This is a genomic window from Rhizobium indicum (assembly GCF_005862305.2).
Lineage (GTDB): Bacteria > Pseudomonadota > Alphaproteobacteria > Rhizobiales > Rhizobiaceae > Rhizobium > Rhizobium indicum.
This window is the reverse complement of the sequence record NZ_CP054021.1, coordinates 5,001,536-5,017,008: the sequence shown is the minus strand read 5'-3', so window position 1 is coordinate 5,017,008 and position 15,473 is coordinate 5,001,536. Positions and strand designations below refer to the sequence as shown.

Below are 15,473 nucleotides of genomic sequence, written 5' to 3'. Positions count from 1 at the left end.
TGCCGCCGCTGGAAAGTGACCGGTCTCGCTTCCTCCCTGGCTGAGATCGAGGCGCTGAAGGGACTAACGGGCAAGACGGCGTGCGATATCGCCGTCTGCCCGCCCTTCACGCCGATCGAACGGGCTGTCTAACGGACGGAGGGCTCGGGCGTCGTCATCGGCGCTAAAGGCTGCCTGAATTTGCGACAACCGGTTGAGATCCAATAATGATCGCATGGTAGGTCGCACCCAGATTTGCTGTTTATCGAGTGACACAAGGAAAGAGCATGAAACGCTTTGAGCAGAAGACTGTCGTCATTACCGGGGGCAGCCGCGGCATCGGCGCCGCCATCGCCAGACGCTTTGCGCGCGAAGGCGCCAATCTCGTCGTCTCGGCCAATGAGGAGCTGGTCCACGGCGTTGCCGAACAGATCCGAACCGAAGGCGGCAAGGCGATCTCCTTCATCGGCGATGTCACCGACAAGGCAAGCGTCACCGCCCTCTATGATGCCGCCGAGAAGGAATTCGGCTCGGTCGACGTTTCGATCCAGAATGCCGGCGTCATCACCATCGCCCGCGTCGAGGACCTGACCGAAAACGAGTGGGACAAGGTCATGGCCGTCAACACCAAGGGCGTCTTCCTCTGCGCCCAGGAGGCAATATCAAGAATGCGCAAGCACAAGCGCGGCGGCCGCATCATCAACACCGCTTCCGGCCAAGCCCGCGACGGCTTCATCTACACCCCGCATTATGCCGCCTCGAAAATGGGCGTCGTCGGAATCACCCAGAGCCTGGCCAAGGAAGTCGCGACCGAGAAGATCACCGTCAACGCCTTCTGCCCCGGCATCATCGAGACCGACATGTGGGCCTATAACGACCAGGCCTGGGGCAAGCTGCTCGGCAACTACGCCCCCGGCGAACTGATGAAGGAATGGGTCGAAGGCATCCCGATGAAACGGGCCGGCTCCGGCGAAGATGTCGCCGGCCTGGTGACCTTCCTCGCCAGCGATGACGCTGCCTATATCACCGGCCAGACGATCAATGTCGACGGCGGCCTGATCATGTCCTGATGCAGGCGCCCAAATTGCGTAGCGGTTTTGGGACAACGACATGCATCGAACAAAGAGCAAACCACGAGCGAAGTGCGGAAGGCGACACGGTCGTCGCCTCTGTGTGAACAGTGTGTCCATCGGCGTTAGGGCAGCTTTGCATTTTTGCCTGGTCGAGTGACCTTGCCATCCGCCTGTTTTTGGTCCTATCTTTGAAGTGTTCTCAGGGCGGGGTGTAATTCCCCACCGGCGGTATCAGGAGCAATCCTGGAGCCCGCGAGCGCTTCCGGCACCTCCTGTCGGAAGGTCAGCAGATCCGGTGAGATGCCGGAGCCGACGGTATAGTCCGGATGGAAGAGGACAACACGGGCAGTCGCACTCCATCCTGGAGGCGGCTGACGTTTGTTCGCCCAAGGGCAGAAGGCTCGCTCACGGATTGAGCCGAGCAGACCATGTCAGTCCGCTGACATAACCCTTGAAAGGCCAGACAGCATGACTATCGCAACAATTGAAGATGCCATATCAGCCATTGCCAGCGGCAAGATGGTCGTCGTCGTCGACGACCAGAACCGGGAAAACGAGGGCGATATCGTGGTCGCGGCCGATGCCGTCACCCCAGAAACAATCGCCTTCATGATGACCCACGCCCGTGGTCTCGTCTGCATCGCCATGGAAGGCGAGCGTCTCGATGCGCTCGACATTCCGCTGATGGTGCCCAACAACACGGAATCGCACAAAACCGCCTTCACGGTCTCGGTTGATTATCTCAAGGGCACGACGACGGGCATTTCTGCGGCGGACCGCGCCGCCACCGTCCGCGCCCTGGTCGATGATCGCGCAAAGCCCGCCGATTTCGCTCGCCCCGGCCACATCTTTCCGCTCCGCGCCAACCCCCGCGGCGTGCTCGGCCGCCCCGGCCATACAGAAGCCGCCGTCGATCTCGCCCGCCTCGCTGGAAGGGTCCCCGCCGGCGTCATCTGCGAAGTCGCCAACGACGACGGAACCATGTCCCGCCTGCCCGAACTCACGCTCTTCGCCGAACGCCATAACCTCCCCCTCGTTACCATCGAGGACCTGGTCGCCTATCTCGACCGCCAGGCGGCAAGAGACATACGCGAAGTCGCTTGATCCGTGCAAAGCGGCCAGCCCCGTCCTTCGAGGCCCCTGCGGGGCACCTCAGGATGAGGCTGGAGAGAGGGCGTGAGCAGGCTCGTCAGCCCGGGATGCCTGGAGCCTTGATCAGCCCGCCAACCACACGGCACCACAATCAGCCCTCATCCTGAGGTGCGCAGGCCAAAGGCCGGAGCCTCGAAGGACGAGGGCGGGTGGCTGGGTCCCAGACGCGCACGGCTGGTTGCCACAGCACACCATATTTCCTGCCCTATGTCCGGCTGATTGAAACGCCGCCATCGGCCAGCATCGCCGTGCCGGTCACGAAGCTCGACATGTCGGAGGCGAGGAAAAGCGCCGCATTGGCGATCTCTTCGGGTTGCGCCATGCGTTTCAGCGCATGCAGCCCCTCCACGAAGGCGAGCACCTCCGGCGTGGCATCAGGCGCGTTGGTAATGCTGGCGGGCGTGTCGGTGCCACCAGGAAGCAGTGCGTTGACGCGGATCTTCTGCGCTCCGAGTTCAGCGGCGAGCACCTGCACGAAGCCGATCAGCCCCGCCTTGCTCGCCGCATAGGCGGCCATGCCAGGCATACCGACGGTGTGGCCGACGAAAGTCGAGGTGAAGATCAGCGATCCGCCGCCTTTTCCCATCGCCGCCGACTGGTGTTTGGCGCCGAGGAAGGCGGCGGTGAGATTGGTCTCGATCGTCTCGCGCCAGCCCTCGAGCGACAGCCCGGCGACCGGCCCCATTTCACCGAGGATGCCGGCATTGTTGAAGGCGATGTCGAGCCGGCCGAAGCGCGAGACCGCCGTTTCGACGAGCCTTGCCTGCAGCGCTTCGTCCTTGACATCGCCTGATATGGCGACGGCCTGCCCACCCTCCGCCTCGATTTCCGCGATGACGGCATCGAGCGCGTCCTGCCGCCGGCCGGTGACCACGAGCTTGGCGCCTTCCCGCGCAAAGAGTTTCGCCGCGGCGCGGCCGATACCGGAGCTTGCGCCGGTGATGATTGCGATCTTGTCGTTGAGAAGTGTCATATCGGTCTCTCCTGGGTTGTTGCGAGATCTGAGATGCTCAAAGATCAGACGATGCAGCCACCCGTTTCCCGCGCAGGGAGGGAAAAACGCCTATGGCCGAACCGGCAGTGCGACGGCGCCTCCTCATCGACGCCTTGATTGCGGCGTCGGAACTATCGGAATTCAGCTTATAAAACGGAGATTTGCCTGGACTTCCACCCACACGCCTGCGTTGGCATCAGTGCCATTGTGCACCGCATCATCGATTTATGCCTGGTGTGACATTCATCCGATTCCCTTCATGCATCTTCGCGACTAAAAGGGGCGCACAGGTAACGGGAATCTCTTCATGCCGCGGTCACGCAATACTGAGGGCGCCATCTATATGAGTATGGCGATGGCCGGCTTTTCCGCGAGCGACGCTCTGTCCAAATCGGTGATCGGCTATATGAACGCTGGCGAAATCATGTTCCTGCGCGGCCTCTTCACCAGCCTGCTCGTCTATCTGATCGCCTGGAAAATGGGCGCGCTGCGTTCCTGGCGCATCATGCTGCAGCCGATGATCATTTTCAGGATCATCTGCGAGACGCTCTCCGCCGTCACCTATATCACCGCGCTCGGCATGATGCCGATCGCCAATGCCTCGGCGATCCTGCAATCGCTGCCACTGGTCGTCACCTTCGGCGCGGCGCTCTTCTTTGGCGAGCCGGTCGGCTGGCGGCGCTGGTCGGCGATCCTCGTCGGCCTCGTCGGCGTGATGATCATCATTCGTCCCGGCCCTGAGGGATTCACCGCCGCCGCCCTCCTCTGCGTCGCCGCGGTGCTGACGACGGCCGGCCGCGATCTCGCCACCCGGAGCATCAGTCCGGAGATTCCCTCGCTGATGATAACCGTCATCACCGCCATATCAGCCTCCTTCTTCGGTGCGCTGCTCATTCCAGTGCTTGGCGGCTGGCAGCCGGTCAGCGCCACCGCGCTTGGTCATCTCGTGCTCGCATCGGTGCTGGTGCTCGTTGGCTATCAGTCGGTCATCCTCGCCATGCGCACTGGCGAAATCTCTTTCGTAGCGCCGTTCCGCTATACCAGCCTGATCTTCTCTTCTGTGCTCGGCTTCTTTTTCTTCGCCGAAGTGCCTGACAGCTGGACGCTCGTGGGGGCTGCGATCGTCATCGCCTCCGGCCTCTATACGTTCTATCGTGAGGCCAAGCGCCGCGTGTCGCCGATCGCGCAGGAATCCGCGCCGCGCGCGCCGGTTTGAGGAAGGATGATGGCTGAATTCTCATTGGATAAATCTCAAATAGCGGGCGTCGTGCTGGCCGGCGGCCGCTCACAGCGCATGGGCCGCGACAAGGCGGGCGTGATGCTCGGGGCCGAGAGCCTGCTCCACCATGTGCTGACCCGCCTCTCGCAGCAGGCCCCGCTCGTTGCCGTCAACGCCGATGCCGCCGCCGAGAGCGTGCCTGTCGTTCCCGACCGTTTTCGCGGCAAGGCCGGGCCGATGGCCGGTATCCATGCGGCCATGGTCTATGCCGCCGGCCTGCCGTCGACCACCCATGTCGTCACCGTCTCGGTGGATTGCCCGTTCTTCCCGGCCGATCTCGTCGCCCGGCTGGCGGCAGCGGTCGACCACCCCTCGCAGGTCGCCATTGCAGCCTCCGAGGGCCGCAGCCATCCTGTCTTCGGGCTTTGGCCGGTGACGCTGGCCGCCGATCTCGAAGCCTGGATCGCCACCGACGAGAAGCGCCGCGTACGCGACTTCCTGTTACGACATGACGTTACGGAAGTGGCGTTTCCGCTGCATCCGACCCGTGCCAGCCTGCTGGATCCCTTCTTCAACATCAATACGCCCGACGATCTCGTCGAGGCGGAACGCTGGCTGGAGGCCCTTCGCGGATGACCGCACCGAAAATCTTCGGCATCGCCGGCTGGAAGAACTCAGGCAAGACGGGGCTCGCCGTCCGGCTGGTGACGGAGTTCACTCGCCGCGGCTACAGGATCTCGACGATCAAGCACGCCCATCATGATTTCGACATCGACAAGGTCGGGGCCGACAGCTACCGCCACCGCCAAGCCGGCGCTCACGAGGTCACCATCGTCTCCGGCACGCGCTACGCCATCATGCACGAGCTGCGCGGTGCGCCAGAACCTGAGTTCGAGGAGATCCTCGCCCGTCTCGCCCCCTGCGATCTCGTGCTGATCGAAGGTTACAAGCGCGAGCCGATCCCGAAGATCGAGGCCCGCCGCCTGGAGGCCGCCAATCGCGAACCGCTGGCGCCAAGCGATCCCCATATCTGCGCCATCGCCGCCGATCATGCCGTCACGGACACGGCCTTGCCGGTCTTCGATCTAGACGACACAGGCGCCATCGCCGATTTTATCGCTGACATCGTCGGCCTTGGATAGGCGAGGCTTTGAACCACCTGCGTCACCGCCGGACCTGAGAAGCGGAACCGTTTCGCTTGCCATCGCCTTGGCAATTTCCTTGGCGAGCTGAGCCTGATCATAGGGCTTTGCCAATCTCGGAAGATCGATATCGGTGCCGGCAGGAAGATCGGCGTAACCTGTCGCCAGCACGATCGGCAATGCCGGATGAATGTCCCGTGCGGCCTGAGCAAGCTGTGCGCCGGTCATACCAGGCATCGAATAGTCGGTTATGACAAGGTCGAAATGCTGACCGCTGCTGATCAGTTCCAGCGCCTGCGCGCCGGAGTTTGCTTCGACGACCTCGTGGCCGAGATCTTCAAGCATGTCGACCGAACTCATGGCGATCAAGGCATCGTCATCGACCAGAAGGATCTTCAGTCTGGATGCAGCTTGCGGAACGGGCAGTTCCGCTTCGATCGCCCGCTCGGGGCGCCGTTCGGTCGCCGGAAGCCACAGTTCGGCAATTGTTCCCACTCCAAGCTCGCTGGTCAGAAGAAGTGCGCCATTGAGCTGAACGGCAAGTCCGTGGATCATCGACAAGCCTAGGCCCGTGCCCTTTCCGAGTTCCTTGGTAGAGAAAAACGGATCGACCGCCTTCTTCAGCGTCTCCGCGTCCATGCCGGTGCCGCTGTCGGCCACTGCCAGCACAATATATGCCCCCTTGCCGAGAGCGACGTCATCGCCGGCCACCTGCTCCTCACGCAGCGATATCAACAGCGTCCCGCCATCCGGCATCGCATCGCGGGCATTGACCGCAAGGTTGAGCAGCGCCAATTCGAGCTGGTTCGCATCGACTAGCGCCGGCGGCAGCGTCGCCGGCAGGCTGGTTTCGATGCTGATCGACGATCCGACCGAGCGCCGCAGCAAGTCGTTCATGCCGGAGACCAACTCGGCCAGATCGACGGGCTTGACCTGCAGATCCTGCTGTCTGGCAAAAGCCAGCAGCCGCTGCGTCAGCGCCGCCCCGCGTCGCGCGCCCTGAACCGCGCCATCGACCAGACGCGTCGCCTTCGCATCTCCAGCCACGTGCTTGCCGAGCAGCTCCAGATTTCCGAGAACAACCATCAGCAGATTGTTGAAATCATGGGCGACGCCACCGGTCAGTTGGCCAATCGCTTCCATTTTCTGCGATTGGCGAAGCTGCTCCTCGGCCCTTTCGCGCTGGGCGACCTCCTCAAGCAGGGTCTGGTGGGCAGCGTTGACCTCCCTGGTCCGTTCCCTCACACGCTCTTCGAGGTTCTCATTGAGCCGTCTCAGATTTTCTTCGATGGTCTTGCGGGCGGTGGTATCGGAGCAGACGCCGACCAGTTTGCTGGCGGACCCATATCTGTCGGCGTAGAGCTGCGCATGGACTTCGGTCCAATGCAGTGATCCATCCGGCCAGATCGTCCTGTGCTCGATCGAATAGTCTTCTCCGGTATCAATCGTCCGGCGCAGGCGTGCCAGCACAAGGTCCCGGTCATCGGGGTGGATGCTGGCGATCAGATCGTCGCGGGTGACATCGTCATCCGGCCCGCGGCCGAAGACCGCTTTGCAGGTCGCCGAGGCCGACAAGGCCATAGAGGACAGTTCCAGCTCCCATGCCCCGAGACGACCGGCGGCGAGTGCCGTCTGCAATCGGCGTTCTCCCTCGCTCAGAGCCTCGAGCCGGGCGCGCGCTTCGTATTGGCGCAGACGTCCCTTTAAAGCTGTGCGGGCAACGCTGATAAAGGACGTCGCATGGAACGGCCTCTCCAGAAAAGCGACATTACCGAGAACCTCGGAAAGCCTGGCAGCGGCTGGATTTCGTTCAGGTCCGCCACCGCGGCGGGTAAGGACGATGAACGGCAGATCGGACCAGCTTGGTTGGGCGGCAACCCAGGCAGCGATCCGTTTCAGGTCACTGCCGCGAACGGCCTCTTCCGTCAACACGCCAACCGCGATGTCGTCATCCAGCGATGACGCGAAGAGATTCAAATCGGCAACTGCGATCGATGATAGTCCGGCCTCATCGTTCAAGGATGCCGCAACCTGGGCATCGCGTCCGGCCGGTGCATAGATCAGTGCCTTCGGGTTACTGGAATTAGGAATTGCCGCCGCCCTCACTGTCGGTTGGCAAAAGCGCTGCGGACTTTGCAACGAAGTCCGGGACGCCACGAAGCACCCCCTGAAAACCGACGATGGGATCTCCGATCGTCAGGCCGTCCGCATCGATCCGATACTCCCGGATGGTGTCCTCGTGTTGGCCGGTCCTCTTCTTGATGACGGAGACCGCCCGCCGCACACGTCCCACGGCCTCGAAGTAACGCAGGAGGATGACGGTATCGGCGAGGTAGGTAACGTCAACAGGTGATTTCATATCGCCGACCAGTCCGTGCTGGGCGACCGTAAGGAAGGTGTTCGCGCCTTGTCTATTCAGATATTGCAGCAGCTCGTGCATATGCAATATCAGCGAATTTTCATCCGGCATCGAAGCCTGGTAGCCATTGATGCTGTCGATGACGACGGTCTTGGCGCCTGACCTGTCGACACAAGTCCGCACGCGGTGGGCGAATTCGCCGGGTGACAGTTCCGCGGCATCGAGCTGCTCGATGTGCAGCAGACCCTCATCCCTCAGTCCCTCGAGATCTATCCCGAGCTGTTTTAGGCGGGCGAACAGCAAACCGAGCTCCTCGTCGAAAATAAAGGCAGCCGCCCTTTCTCCGCGCGCGATGGCCGCCATCAAGAATTGAAAGGAAAAAGTGCTCTTGCCGGTGCCGGCGGGACCGAGGATCAGTGTACTGGACCCTCGCTCGAGCCCTCCGCCCAGAAGAAGGTCCAGCTCTGCAATATTGCTGGGAAGCTGATCGCGAACATAATTCAACCTGTGTTCTGCGGCGACGAGACGCGGAAACACGACGACACCGCCGGTGTGGATGGTGAAGTCGTGGTAGCCGCCGCGAAAAGCCTGCCCGCGGTATTTCATCACCCTCAGGCGTCGCCGTTCGGAGCCGTAATTCGGCGCCAGCTCGTCGAGATGGATAACCCCGTGCACGACGCTGTGTACCGTCTTGTCGAGCGTGTCGGAGGTCAGATCGTCGAGGAGAAGCACGGTCGCCCCTTGCCGGGCAAAATAATGTTTGAGCGCAAGAATCTGTCGGCGGTAGCGCAGCGAGCTTTGTGCGAGAAGCCTTATCTCGGATAGGCTGTCGAGAACCACCCGGCTCGGCTTGACCCGCTCGAAGGCGGCGAAGATTTCTCTTGTCGTCTCTCCGAGTTCAAGATCCGACGAATAAAGCAGGCTCTGCTGCTGGTCGGCATCCAGCAGGCTTTCCGGCGGCACGACCTCGAAGATCTCGATATTGCCATCGATCACCATGCCGTGCGATGCGGCGCCGGCTCGGAGTTCGCTCTCGGTTTCCGAAAGGGTGATGTAGAGCCCCTGCTCGCCGAGCCGCGCACCTTCGATCAGGAACTGCAGCGCAATCGTCGTTTTGCCCGCTCCCGGATTTCCCTCCAGGAGAAACACGTGCCCCGGCGAAAGGCCCCCCGCCAGAACTGTATCCAAACCGGACACGCCGGTCCGAGCTTTCGTGGCAGACGCCGCAGTATTCATTCACTGTTTCCTTCAATTTCAAGTGTGAATTAGCGGCGAGCGATGGAATGTCAAATTGCCGGCGGCATGATTTCACCTCCAGCAAGAACCAATCGATTGAACGTCAGGTAGCTCGGATCCATGCCTGTCCGGACAGCTCGAAACGGCGAGACCTATCCCCGATAGCGCAGCGCATCGACGACGAGGGCGAATGCCGGCGATGTATGCCTGCGGCTCGGATAGTAGAGATGGTAGCCGGAAAACGGCAGGCACCAATCCTCAAGGACCCGCACCAGCCGCCCCTCGGCAAGATGCGTCTCGACCAAGTTCTCCGGCATATAGGCAAGGCCCAGACCGGCCAGCACGGCATTCAGCCGGAGCGCTATATTGTTGAAGACCAACTGTCCTTCGACGCGAACCCTGAGTTCGCGCCCGTCCTTTTCGAACTCCCAGGCATAGACACTGCCATAGGTCGGCAGGCGCAGGTTGATGCAATTGTGATCCGTAAGGTCCTGCGGCGTCAGCGGCTTCGGCCTGGTGTCGAAATAGGCGGGAGCGCCGACCACGGCCATGCGCATGTCGGTGCCGATGCGCACCGCGATCATGTCCTTCGCTACCTGTTCTCCCAGCCGCACCCCCGCATCGTAGCGCTCCGCGACGATGTCGGTCAGACCGTAGTCAACGATGATCTCGACATTGATATCGGGATAATCAGGCAGCAGCTTTTGCAAGGCGGGCCAGAGGACGGCATCGGCCGCATGCTCGCCGGCATTGATGCGGATCGTGCCTGCCGGCTTCTCCCGGAACGCGCTCAAGGCAGCCAGCTCGCTCTCGATCTCGTCGAGCCGCGGTCCGATGGAGACCAGCAGGCGTTCGCCGGCTTCCGTCGGCGAAACGCTACGGGTCGTGCGTGTCAGCAATCGCAGTCCAAGCCGTTCCTCGAGCCCTCGGATGGTGTGGCTGAGCGCCGACTGCGACACACCGAGCTTGCCCGCCGCCTTGGTGAAGCTTTGAGCGCGCGCGACGGCGATGAAGGCGATGAGGTCGTTGACGGCGGGGCGCGGCATTTATGAAACTTTCTCATGGGTTCTTGCCGTTTATACCATCTAATCGCGGCCAGGCGCACGCCCTAAATACCTTGTTACTCGAGTAGACATGTCCACCCGCCATCGAAAGCCCGGCATCGAAAGGAAGACAAAGATGGATATCAAGCGAAGCGGTTCGCAGCCATCGGCCAAGGGACCGACCGATTGGTTTACCGGCAGCGTGCGTGTCGACCCGCTGTTTGCCGTGACCAGCCCCGCACGCGCGGCTGGCGCCAGCGTCACCTTCGAGCCCGGCGCCCGAACCGCCTGGCACACCCATCCGCTCGGCCAGACGTTGATCGTCACATTGGGCTGCGGTCGCGTGCAGCGCGACGGCGGCCCCGTCGAGGAGATCCGCGCCGGCGACGTCGTCTGCTTCGCACCGGGTGAACGCCATTGGCACGGCGCATCGCCGACGACGGCAGTGACCCATATCGCCATCCAGGAACAGCTCGACGGCAAGGTCGTCGACTGGATGGAGCATGTCACCGACACGCAATACCAAGGTTAGAAAAGGAAACTTCTATGCAGAAGCGTGAACTTGGAAAGAGCGGACTTCAAGTCTCAGCCATCGGTCTCGGCTGCATGGGGCTGAGTTACGGGTATGGCCCGGCGACGGATATTCAGGAAGCGACAGCACTGATCCGGCGGGCATTTGAACGCGGCGTGACCTTCTTCGACACAGCCGAGGCCTATGGCCCCTATAAGAACGAAGAGCTTCTGGGAGAGGCGCTCGCCCCATTCCGCGAAGAGGTGGTGATCGCCACGAAATTCGGTTTCAACTTCGATGCCAATGGCGGCCAGAGCGGCATGAACAGCCGTCCGGAGCGGATCCGCGCGGTGGCCGACCAGGCGCTGAAGCGTTTGAAGACCGATGTCATCGATCTCTTCTACCAGCATCGCGTCGATCCCGATGTTCCGATCGAGGATGTCGCCGGCACGGTCAAGGCGCTGATCGCGGAAGGCAAGGTCAGGCATTTCGGCCTCTCGGAAGCGGGCGCCCAGACGATCCGCCGCGCCCATGCCGTCCAGCCGGTGGCGGCACTGCAGAGCGAATATTCGCTGTGGTGGCGCGAGCCCGAGCAGGAAATCCTGCCGACGCTCGAAGAACTCGGCATCGGTTTCGTGCCCTTCAGCCCGCTCGGTAAGGGCTTCCTGACTGGCGCGATCAGCGAAACGACCACCTTCGACAGCAAGGATTTCCGCAACGTCGTGCCGCGCTTTTCTCAGGAGGCGCGAAAGGCCAACCAGGCGCTCGTCGATCGTCTCGGAGAAATCGCCGCCCGCAAGAAGGCCACCTCCGCCCAGGTCGCTCTCGCATGGCTGCAGGCGCAGAAGCCCTGGATCGTGCCGATCCCCGGCACCACCAAGCTGCATCGCCTCGAGGAGAACATCCGGGCCGCCGAGGTCGAACTGACGGCCGAGGATCTCGGCAATATCGAAAGCGCGCTCGCCACCATCAAGGTGGAAGGCGATCGATATCCCGCGCATCTGCAGGCAAGGGTCAACCGCTGAGAAAAGAAACGGCCGCCATCGTTTGCGGTCGCTTCTTCATTGATCGCATCATCGTCTCGGCGCCGGTGCATTCTCCTGGAAAGCCGGGATCGCCTCGAGCCTGCCGACAATCTCCGCGATATTGGGCCACAGGGCGAGATCGAAGCCCATGCGCCGGGCGCTGATCGCCTGCGGGAAGAGAAAGATATCGGCAATACCAGGCCGGTCGCCGATGGCGAAGGCGCCTTGCCTGCGGCCGGCGATCATCGTCTCTACAGCGGCCATTCCCTCGCCGACCCAGTGACGGCTCCAGGCTGCAACGGCATCGGCATCCGCCTGGAAGGCCGTTTTGAGGTGCAGGCCGATGCGCGGCGGCAGCAGCGCATGGATCTCGGCTGCGATTGCAAGCGCGATCGACCGCGCCAGCGCCCTGCCCTCCGCCGTGTCGGGCAGCAGCGGCGGTTCGGGGTGAAACTCGTCGAGATATTCGACGATCGCCAGTGACTGGGTGATGAGGACGCCGCTATCCGTAAGCAAGGCCGGCACCAGCCCTTGCGGATTGACGCTGCGATATCCGGCCTGCCGGCTCTCGGCATCTTCACCGAGGATGCTAACCGGCAGCGCTTCTGCCGTCAGTCCCTTCAGAGCGAGCGCGATACCGACTCTCGACGTCGCCGAAGAAATTTCGTTCTGATAGAGTTTCACTGTCTTTCTCCTGGTGATCTAAAATGGCGGCTGCTCCCCGGAAGACGACGCTGCGGATGCCGCCGTCACGAGGCCCGCTAGCGGCGAAGGCTCCTGCGAGCTTACGTCGTAGATGCAGGGCGCGGCGAAGACCGCCGCTCCCAGAATGCAGATGATCATCAATCTCATCAGATCCTCCATCGGCGAGGCCCGGTCGGCCTCGTCCTGTTTGCTTTCGGCTCCTGTCCTTTGCCCGCCGCAGCCAATGGCCTTCGGCGGGCAATGTATTCGTCAGGCAACGCTCAATTCGACATGGATATTGCCGCGTGTAGCCTTCGAGTAAGGGCAGGTCTGGTGAGCCTCTTCAATGAGGGCTCGTGCCACATCCGCTTCGATCCCGGGCACGCTGACCTTGAGACGGGCCTGCAGGAAATAGCCGCCATCGGCTGTTCCGAGATCAACCTCGGTGTCAACGGCAAGATCGGCTGGAAGCTTGACCTTTTGATTAGCCGCGGCAAAGCCGATCGCGCCGATGAAGCACGCAGACCAGCCGGCGGCGAAAAGCTGTTCGGGATTGGTGCCGGCGCGGTTGCTGCCCGGAGGCGAAAGCTTGATCTCCAACTGGCCGTCGTCGCTGTGCGAAGCGCCATCGCGCCCGCCCGTCGTATGGGTCTTGCCGGTATAGAGAACCTTATCGATCTTTGTCATGGAACACTCCTTGTGTTGCGTCGCTCCAGGCGACTGGCCGCGCTGCGCGGCCGGGTTGACGGAGTGTGGTTTGACCGACGGATATATCCGCCATGTTTCCGAAATCGCCCGAAATGTCACAAAGCGTAGCATCCGGTATCGAGGACATCTTCACATACAAAACGTCTCGAAATTTTGCAGCGCCTCTGATGTCAACGGATAGTGATTTCCGCTGCCAGCCCGCCGCCAGCGCGATTGTGGAGCCGGAGCGACCCACCAATCTTGGCCGTCAGTTGCTGGGCGATAGCAAGACCGAGACCGGTGCCGCCGGTCTCCCTGTTGCGGGATTGTTCCAGCCGGAAGAAAGGCTGCATGGCGGCTTCCAGCATATCGTCCGGAATTCCCGGCCCGCGATCCATGACTGTGATCACGATATCGTTCTCGGCGCTGCGCTCGACACTAATCTCGGCAGCACCAGCGAACTTCAGCGCATTGTCGATGAAGTTCGACAGGATTCGGCGAAGTGCATGCGGCTTGGTGAAGGCGGCGCCCTGAACCAGCCCGACGACGGTGACGGCCTTTCCGATATCCTGGTAGTCATAGGCTATGCTGTCGATGAACGAAGCGAGATCGATCCGGGCGCTCTTCTCGCCGTTGCCATGCGCGCTGCGCGCATAGGCAATCCCGTCCTGGACGAGACGCTGGATCTCGCCGAGATCATGCACCAGCTTGTCTTTCTCCGGCGACTCCTCCGCCATGTCGGCGCGCAGCCGCATGCGGGTGATCGGCGTCTGCAGGTCATGCGAGATTGCCGCCAGGATCTGGACGCGCTCTTCGAGGTAATGGGCAATCCTCTCCCGCATCGCGTTAAACGCCTTTGCCGCATGCGCGACCTCGCTCGGCCCCGCCTCGCTCAAGGCCGGACCGTCCTTGTTCGGGTCGAGGGCATCGGCGGCGGCGGCAAGCTCGCCAAGCGGCCGGATCGCCTGGCGAACCGCAAACCAGGTACAGAGGATGAGCAGCGCCATCTGGATGACGAAGACATAAGGCAGCCATGCGGCGATCGGCATGACGCCCTTCGGCGTGACGTCGATCGTCAACGGGCTTCCGTCGCTCAGCGTCAGATGCGCCTGCAGCCGGTTCACATCGCCTGGAATCCGTTCGATCCGGATTGGAAAGCGGTGCCCGATAGCCTCCTCGATCTTTCCTGAGATTTCCGCCCCTTTGCTTGACGTGTCAGGCACGCCGGGAAGGCCGGGCCCGAGCACGAAACGGTAATTGCCGCGGCTCAGCCGGTCGAGCAGGTCGCCGCGCTCGCCGGGCGGAAGCCGATCGAGAACCGCAATCGACGTTGCAACATCGTTTTCCAGCGTGCCGAGCATCACGGCCTTGGCCGACATGTACCGCTCCATATAGAGCACACTGAAGGACAGCCCGTAGGCCAAGGCCAGCCCGATCAGCAGGATCAGGAAGATCCGCGACCGCAACGTGCTCGGCCACGTCAGGCCCGAAGGCAAGGGGATTGCCGCCTTCATCGGCGCGGCTCCGATATTTCGACCGGGACGGAAAACACATAGCCTTCGCTGCGCACCGTCTTGATATAAGTCGGTTCGCGCGCATCGTCGCCCAGCCGCTGACGCAGGCGGCTGACCAGGAGATCGATAGAGCGATCGAAGAGATCGGCGTCGCGGCCCTGCGTCAGGCTCAGAAGCTGGTCGCGATTGAGCACACGTTGCGGGTGATCGATGAAGACGCGGAGCAGACGGTATTCGGCGCCGCTCAGCGCAATCGCGGTCCCTTCCCTGTCGAGAAGGTGCCGGGCAACCGTATCGAGCCGCCAGTCGCCGAAGGTCAGCAATTGTCCGGCTTCGCTGATCTGCAGGTTGGGCGGCAGCATCCGCGTCCGCCGCAGCACCGCCTTGATGCGGGCGAGAAGCTCACGCGCAGCAAAGGGCTTGGGAAGATAATCATCGGCGCCCATCTCCAGCCCGAGGATCCTGTCCATCTCGTCGGTGCGGGCCGTCAGCATCAGGATCGGGATCGCCTTGTGCCGGCCGGCGCGCAGTTCGCGGCACAGCACCAGCCCGTCGTCGCCGGGCATCATCACGTCGAGCACGATCAGGTCGACGGCATTGGCGTCGACAAAACTGCGCATCTGCCGTCCGTCGGCAGCAACGCTCGTGCGCAGGCCATTCTTCTGCAGGTAGCCCGATACCAGCTCGCGGATTTCGCGATCGTCATCGACGATCAGGATGTGATCGACATGATCCATATTTCCCTATTCCCCATCGATAGAAGCGGCCGCGCCGGTCGCTTTGTTCCTGACCGAAGCGACAGACGCGACCTACGCATATTCCGCTGGCCGGAGCAACGAGGCGCTGCACGGCAGC

Annotated in this window: 16 protein-coding genes and 1 riboswitch; of the genes, 7 read left to right on the top strand and 9 right to left on the bottom strand. The window is 62.2% G+C overall.

All coding sequences use genetic code 11. The features are described 5' to 3' along the window. The first annotated feature begins 266 nt into the window (after positions 1-266). Together FFM53_RS24400 and ribB are read left to right on the top strand one after the other, a co-directional pair. Positions 267-1,049, top strand: a complete 783-nt coding sequence (locus FFM53_RS24400; RefSeq protein WP_138389015.1) for a glucose 1-dehydrogenase — start codon at positions 267-269, stop codon at positions 1,047-1,049. 194 nt (positions 1,050-1,243) lie between these two features. Beyond that, positions 1,244-1,394: riboswitch (FMN riboswitch) on the top strand. A gap of 126 nt (positions 1,395-1,520) precedes the next feature. After that, complete coding sequence (ribB, locus tag FFM53_RS24395; protein ID WP_138389014.1) at positions 1,521-2,156, top strand: 3,4-dihydroxy-2-butanone-4-phosphate synthase; 636 nt, start codon at positions 1,521-1,523, stop codon at positions 2,154-2,156. 253 nt (positions 2,157-2,409) lie between these two features. Here the strand turns inward: ribB and FFM53_RS24390 are convergent, their stop codons facing one another. After that, positions 2,410-3,177 (bottom strand): SDR family oxidoreductase, encoded by a 768-nt coding sequence (locus FFM53_RS24390; protein WP_138389013.1) that lies wholly within the window; start codon positions 3,175-3,177, stop codon positions 2,410-2,412. Positions 3,178-3,505: 328 nt separating this feature from the next. Between FFM53_RS24390 and FFM53_RS24385 the strand changes: the two genes are divergently transcribed. From FFM53_RS24385 to mobB, 3 genes are read left to right on the top strand one after another with little or no spacing between them, the layout of a single operon-like run. Next, positions 3,506-4,414, top strand: coding sequence for a DMT family transporter (locus tag FFM53_RS24385; protein WP_138389012.1), 909 nt, complete (start codon positions 3,506-3,508; stop codon positions 4,412-4,414). Between the two features lie 9 nt (positions 4,415-4,423). After that, a complete protein-coding gene (gene mobA / locus FFM53_RS24380) occupies positions 4,424-5,053 on the top strand; it encodes a molybdenum cofactor guanylyltransferase MobA (RefSeq protein ID WP_138389011.1) in 630 nt (209 codons plus the stop codon). After that, positions 5,050-5,559, top strand: coding sequence for a molybdopterin-guanine dinucleotide biosynthesis protein B (gene mobB, locus FFM53_RS24375; RefSeq protein ID WP_138329220.1), 510 nt, complete (start codon positions 5,050-5,052; stop codon positions 5,557-5,559). Before mobA ends, mobB begins: the two co-directional genes overlap by 4 nt. Here the strand turns inward: mobB and FFM53_RS24370 are convergent. From FFM53_RS24370 to FFM53_RS24360, 3 genes are all read right to left on the bottom strand, one after another. Further along, positions 5,503-7,665, bottom strand: a complete 2,163-nt coding sequence (locus tag FFM53_RS24370; RefSeq protein ID WP_281385728.1) for a response regulator — start codon at positions 7,663-7,665, stop codon at positions 5,503-5,505. The genes mobB and FFM53_RS24370 overlap by 57 nt on opposite strands. Next, positions 7,643-9,154 (bottom strand): ATPase domain-containing protein, encoded by a 1,512-nt coding sequence (locus FFM53_RS24365; protein ID WP_138389010.1) that lies wholly within the window; start codon positions 9,152-9,154, stop codon positions 7,643-7,645. The genes FFM53_RS24370 and FFM53_RS24365 overlap by 23 nt, the downstream gene beginning before the upstream one ends. A gap of 152 nt (positions 9,155-9,306) precedes the next feature. Then, positions 9,307-10,200: a LysR family transcriptional regulator gene (locus FFM53_RS24360; protein WP_138389009.1), complete on the bottom strand. Its 894-nt coding sequence runs from the start codon at positions 10,198-10,200 to the stop codon at positions 9,307-9,309. Positions 10,201-10,333: 133 nt separating this feature from the next. Between FFM53_RS24360 and FFM53_RS24355 the strand changes: the two genes are divergently transcribed. Next, on the top strand, positions 10,334-10,729 hold the full coding sequence (locus tag FFM53_RS24355; RefSeq protein ID WP_138329217.1) for a (R)-mandelonitrile lyase: 396 nt from the start codon (positions 10,334-10,336) through the stop codon (positions 10,727-10,729). 14 nt (positions 10,730-10,743) lie between these two features. Beyond that, positions 10,744-11,733: an aldo/keto reductase gene (locus FFM53_RS24350; protein ID WP_138389008.1), complete on the top strand. Its 990-nt coding sequence runs from the start codon at positions 10,744-10,746 to the stop codon at positions 11,731-11,733. Positions 11,734-11,781: 48 nt separating this feature from the next. On the opposite strand, the gene maiA is transcribed toward FFM53_RS24350, so the two are convergent. The 5 genes from maiA to FFM53_RS24325 all read right to left on the bottom strand — a co-directional run bounded on the left by maiA (position 11,782) and on the right by FFM53_RS24325 (position 15,355). Beyond that, positions 11,782-12,417, bottom strand: coding sequence for a maleylacetoacetate isomerase (gene maiA, locus FFM53_RS24345; protein WP_138389007.1), 636 nt, complete (start codon positions 12,415-12,417; stop codon positions 11,782-11,784). Positions 12,418-12,435: 18 nt separating this feature from the next. Next, positions 12,436-12,585: a hypothetical protein gene (locus FFM53_RS24340; protein WP_173883637.1), complete on the bottom strand. Its 150-nt coding sequence runs from the start codon at positions 12,583-12,585 to the stop codon at positions 12,436-12,438. Between the two features lie 102 nt (positions 12,586-12,687). Next, positions 12,688-13,104, bottom strand: coding sequence for an organic hydroperoxide resistance protein (locus FFM53_RS24335; protein ID WP_138389006.1), 417 nt, complete (start codon positions 13,102-13,104; stop codon positions 12,688-12,690). A 191-nt stretch (positions 13,105-13,295) separates the two neighbouring features. Continuing rightward, the gene (locus FFM53_RS24330) at positions 13,296-14,618 is read right to left on the bottom strand and encodes a sensor histidine kinase (RefSeq protein ID WP_138389005.1); all 1,323 of its coding nucleotides are present in this window, start codon (positions 14,616-14,618) and stop codon (positions 13,296-13,298) included. Next, a complete protein-coding gene (locus tag FFM53_RS24325) occupies positions 14,615-15,355 on the bottom strand; it encodes a response regulator (protein ID WP_131644242.1) in 741 nt (246 codons plus the stop codon). Before FFM53_RS24325 ends, FFM53_RS24330 begins: the two co-directional genes overlap by 4 nt. Positions 15,356-15,473: the final 118 nt, after the last annotated feature.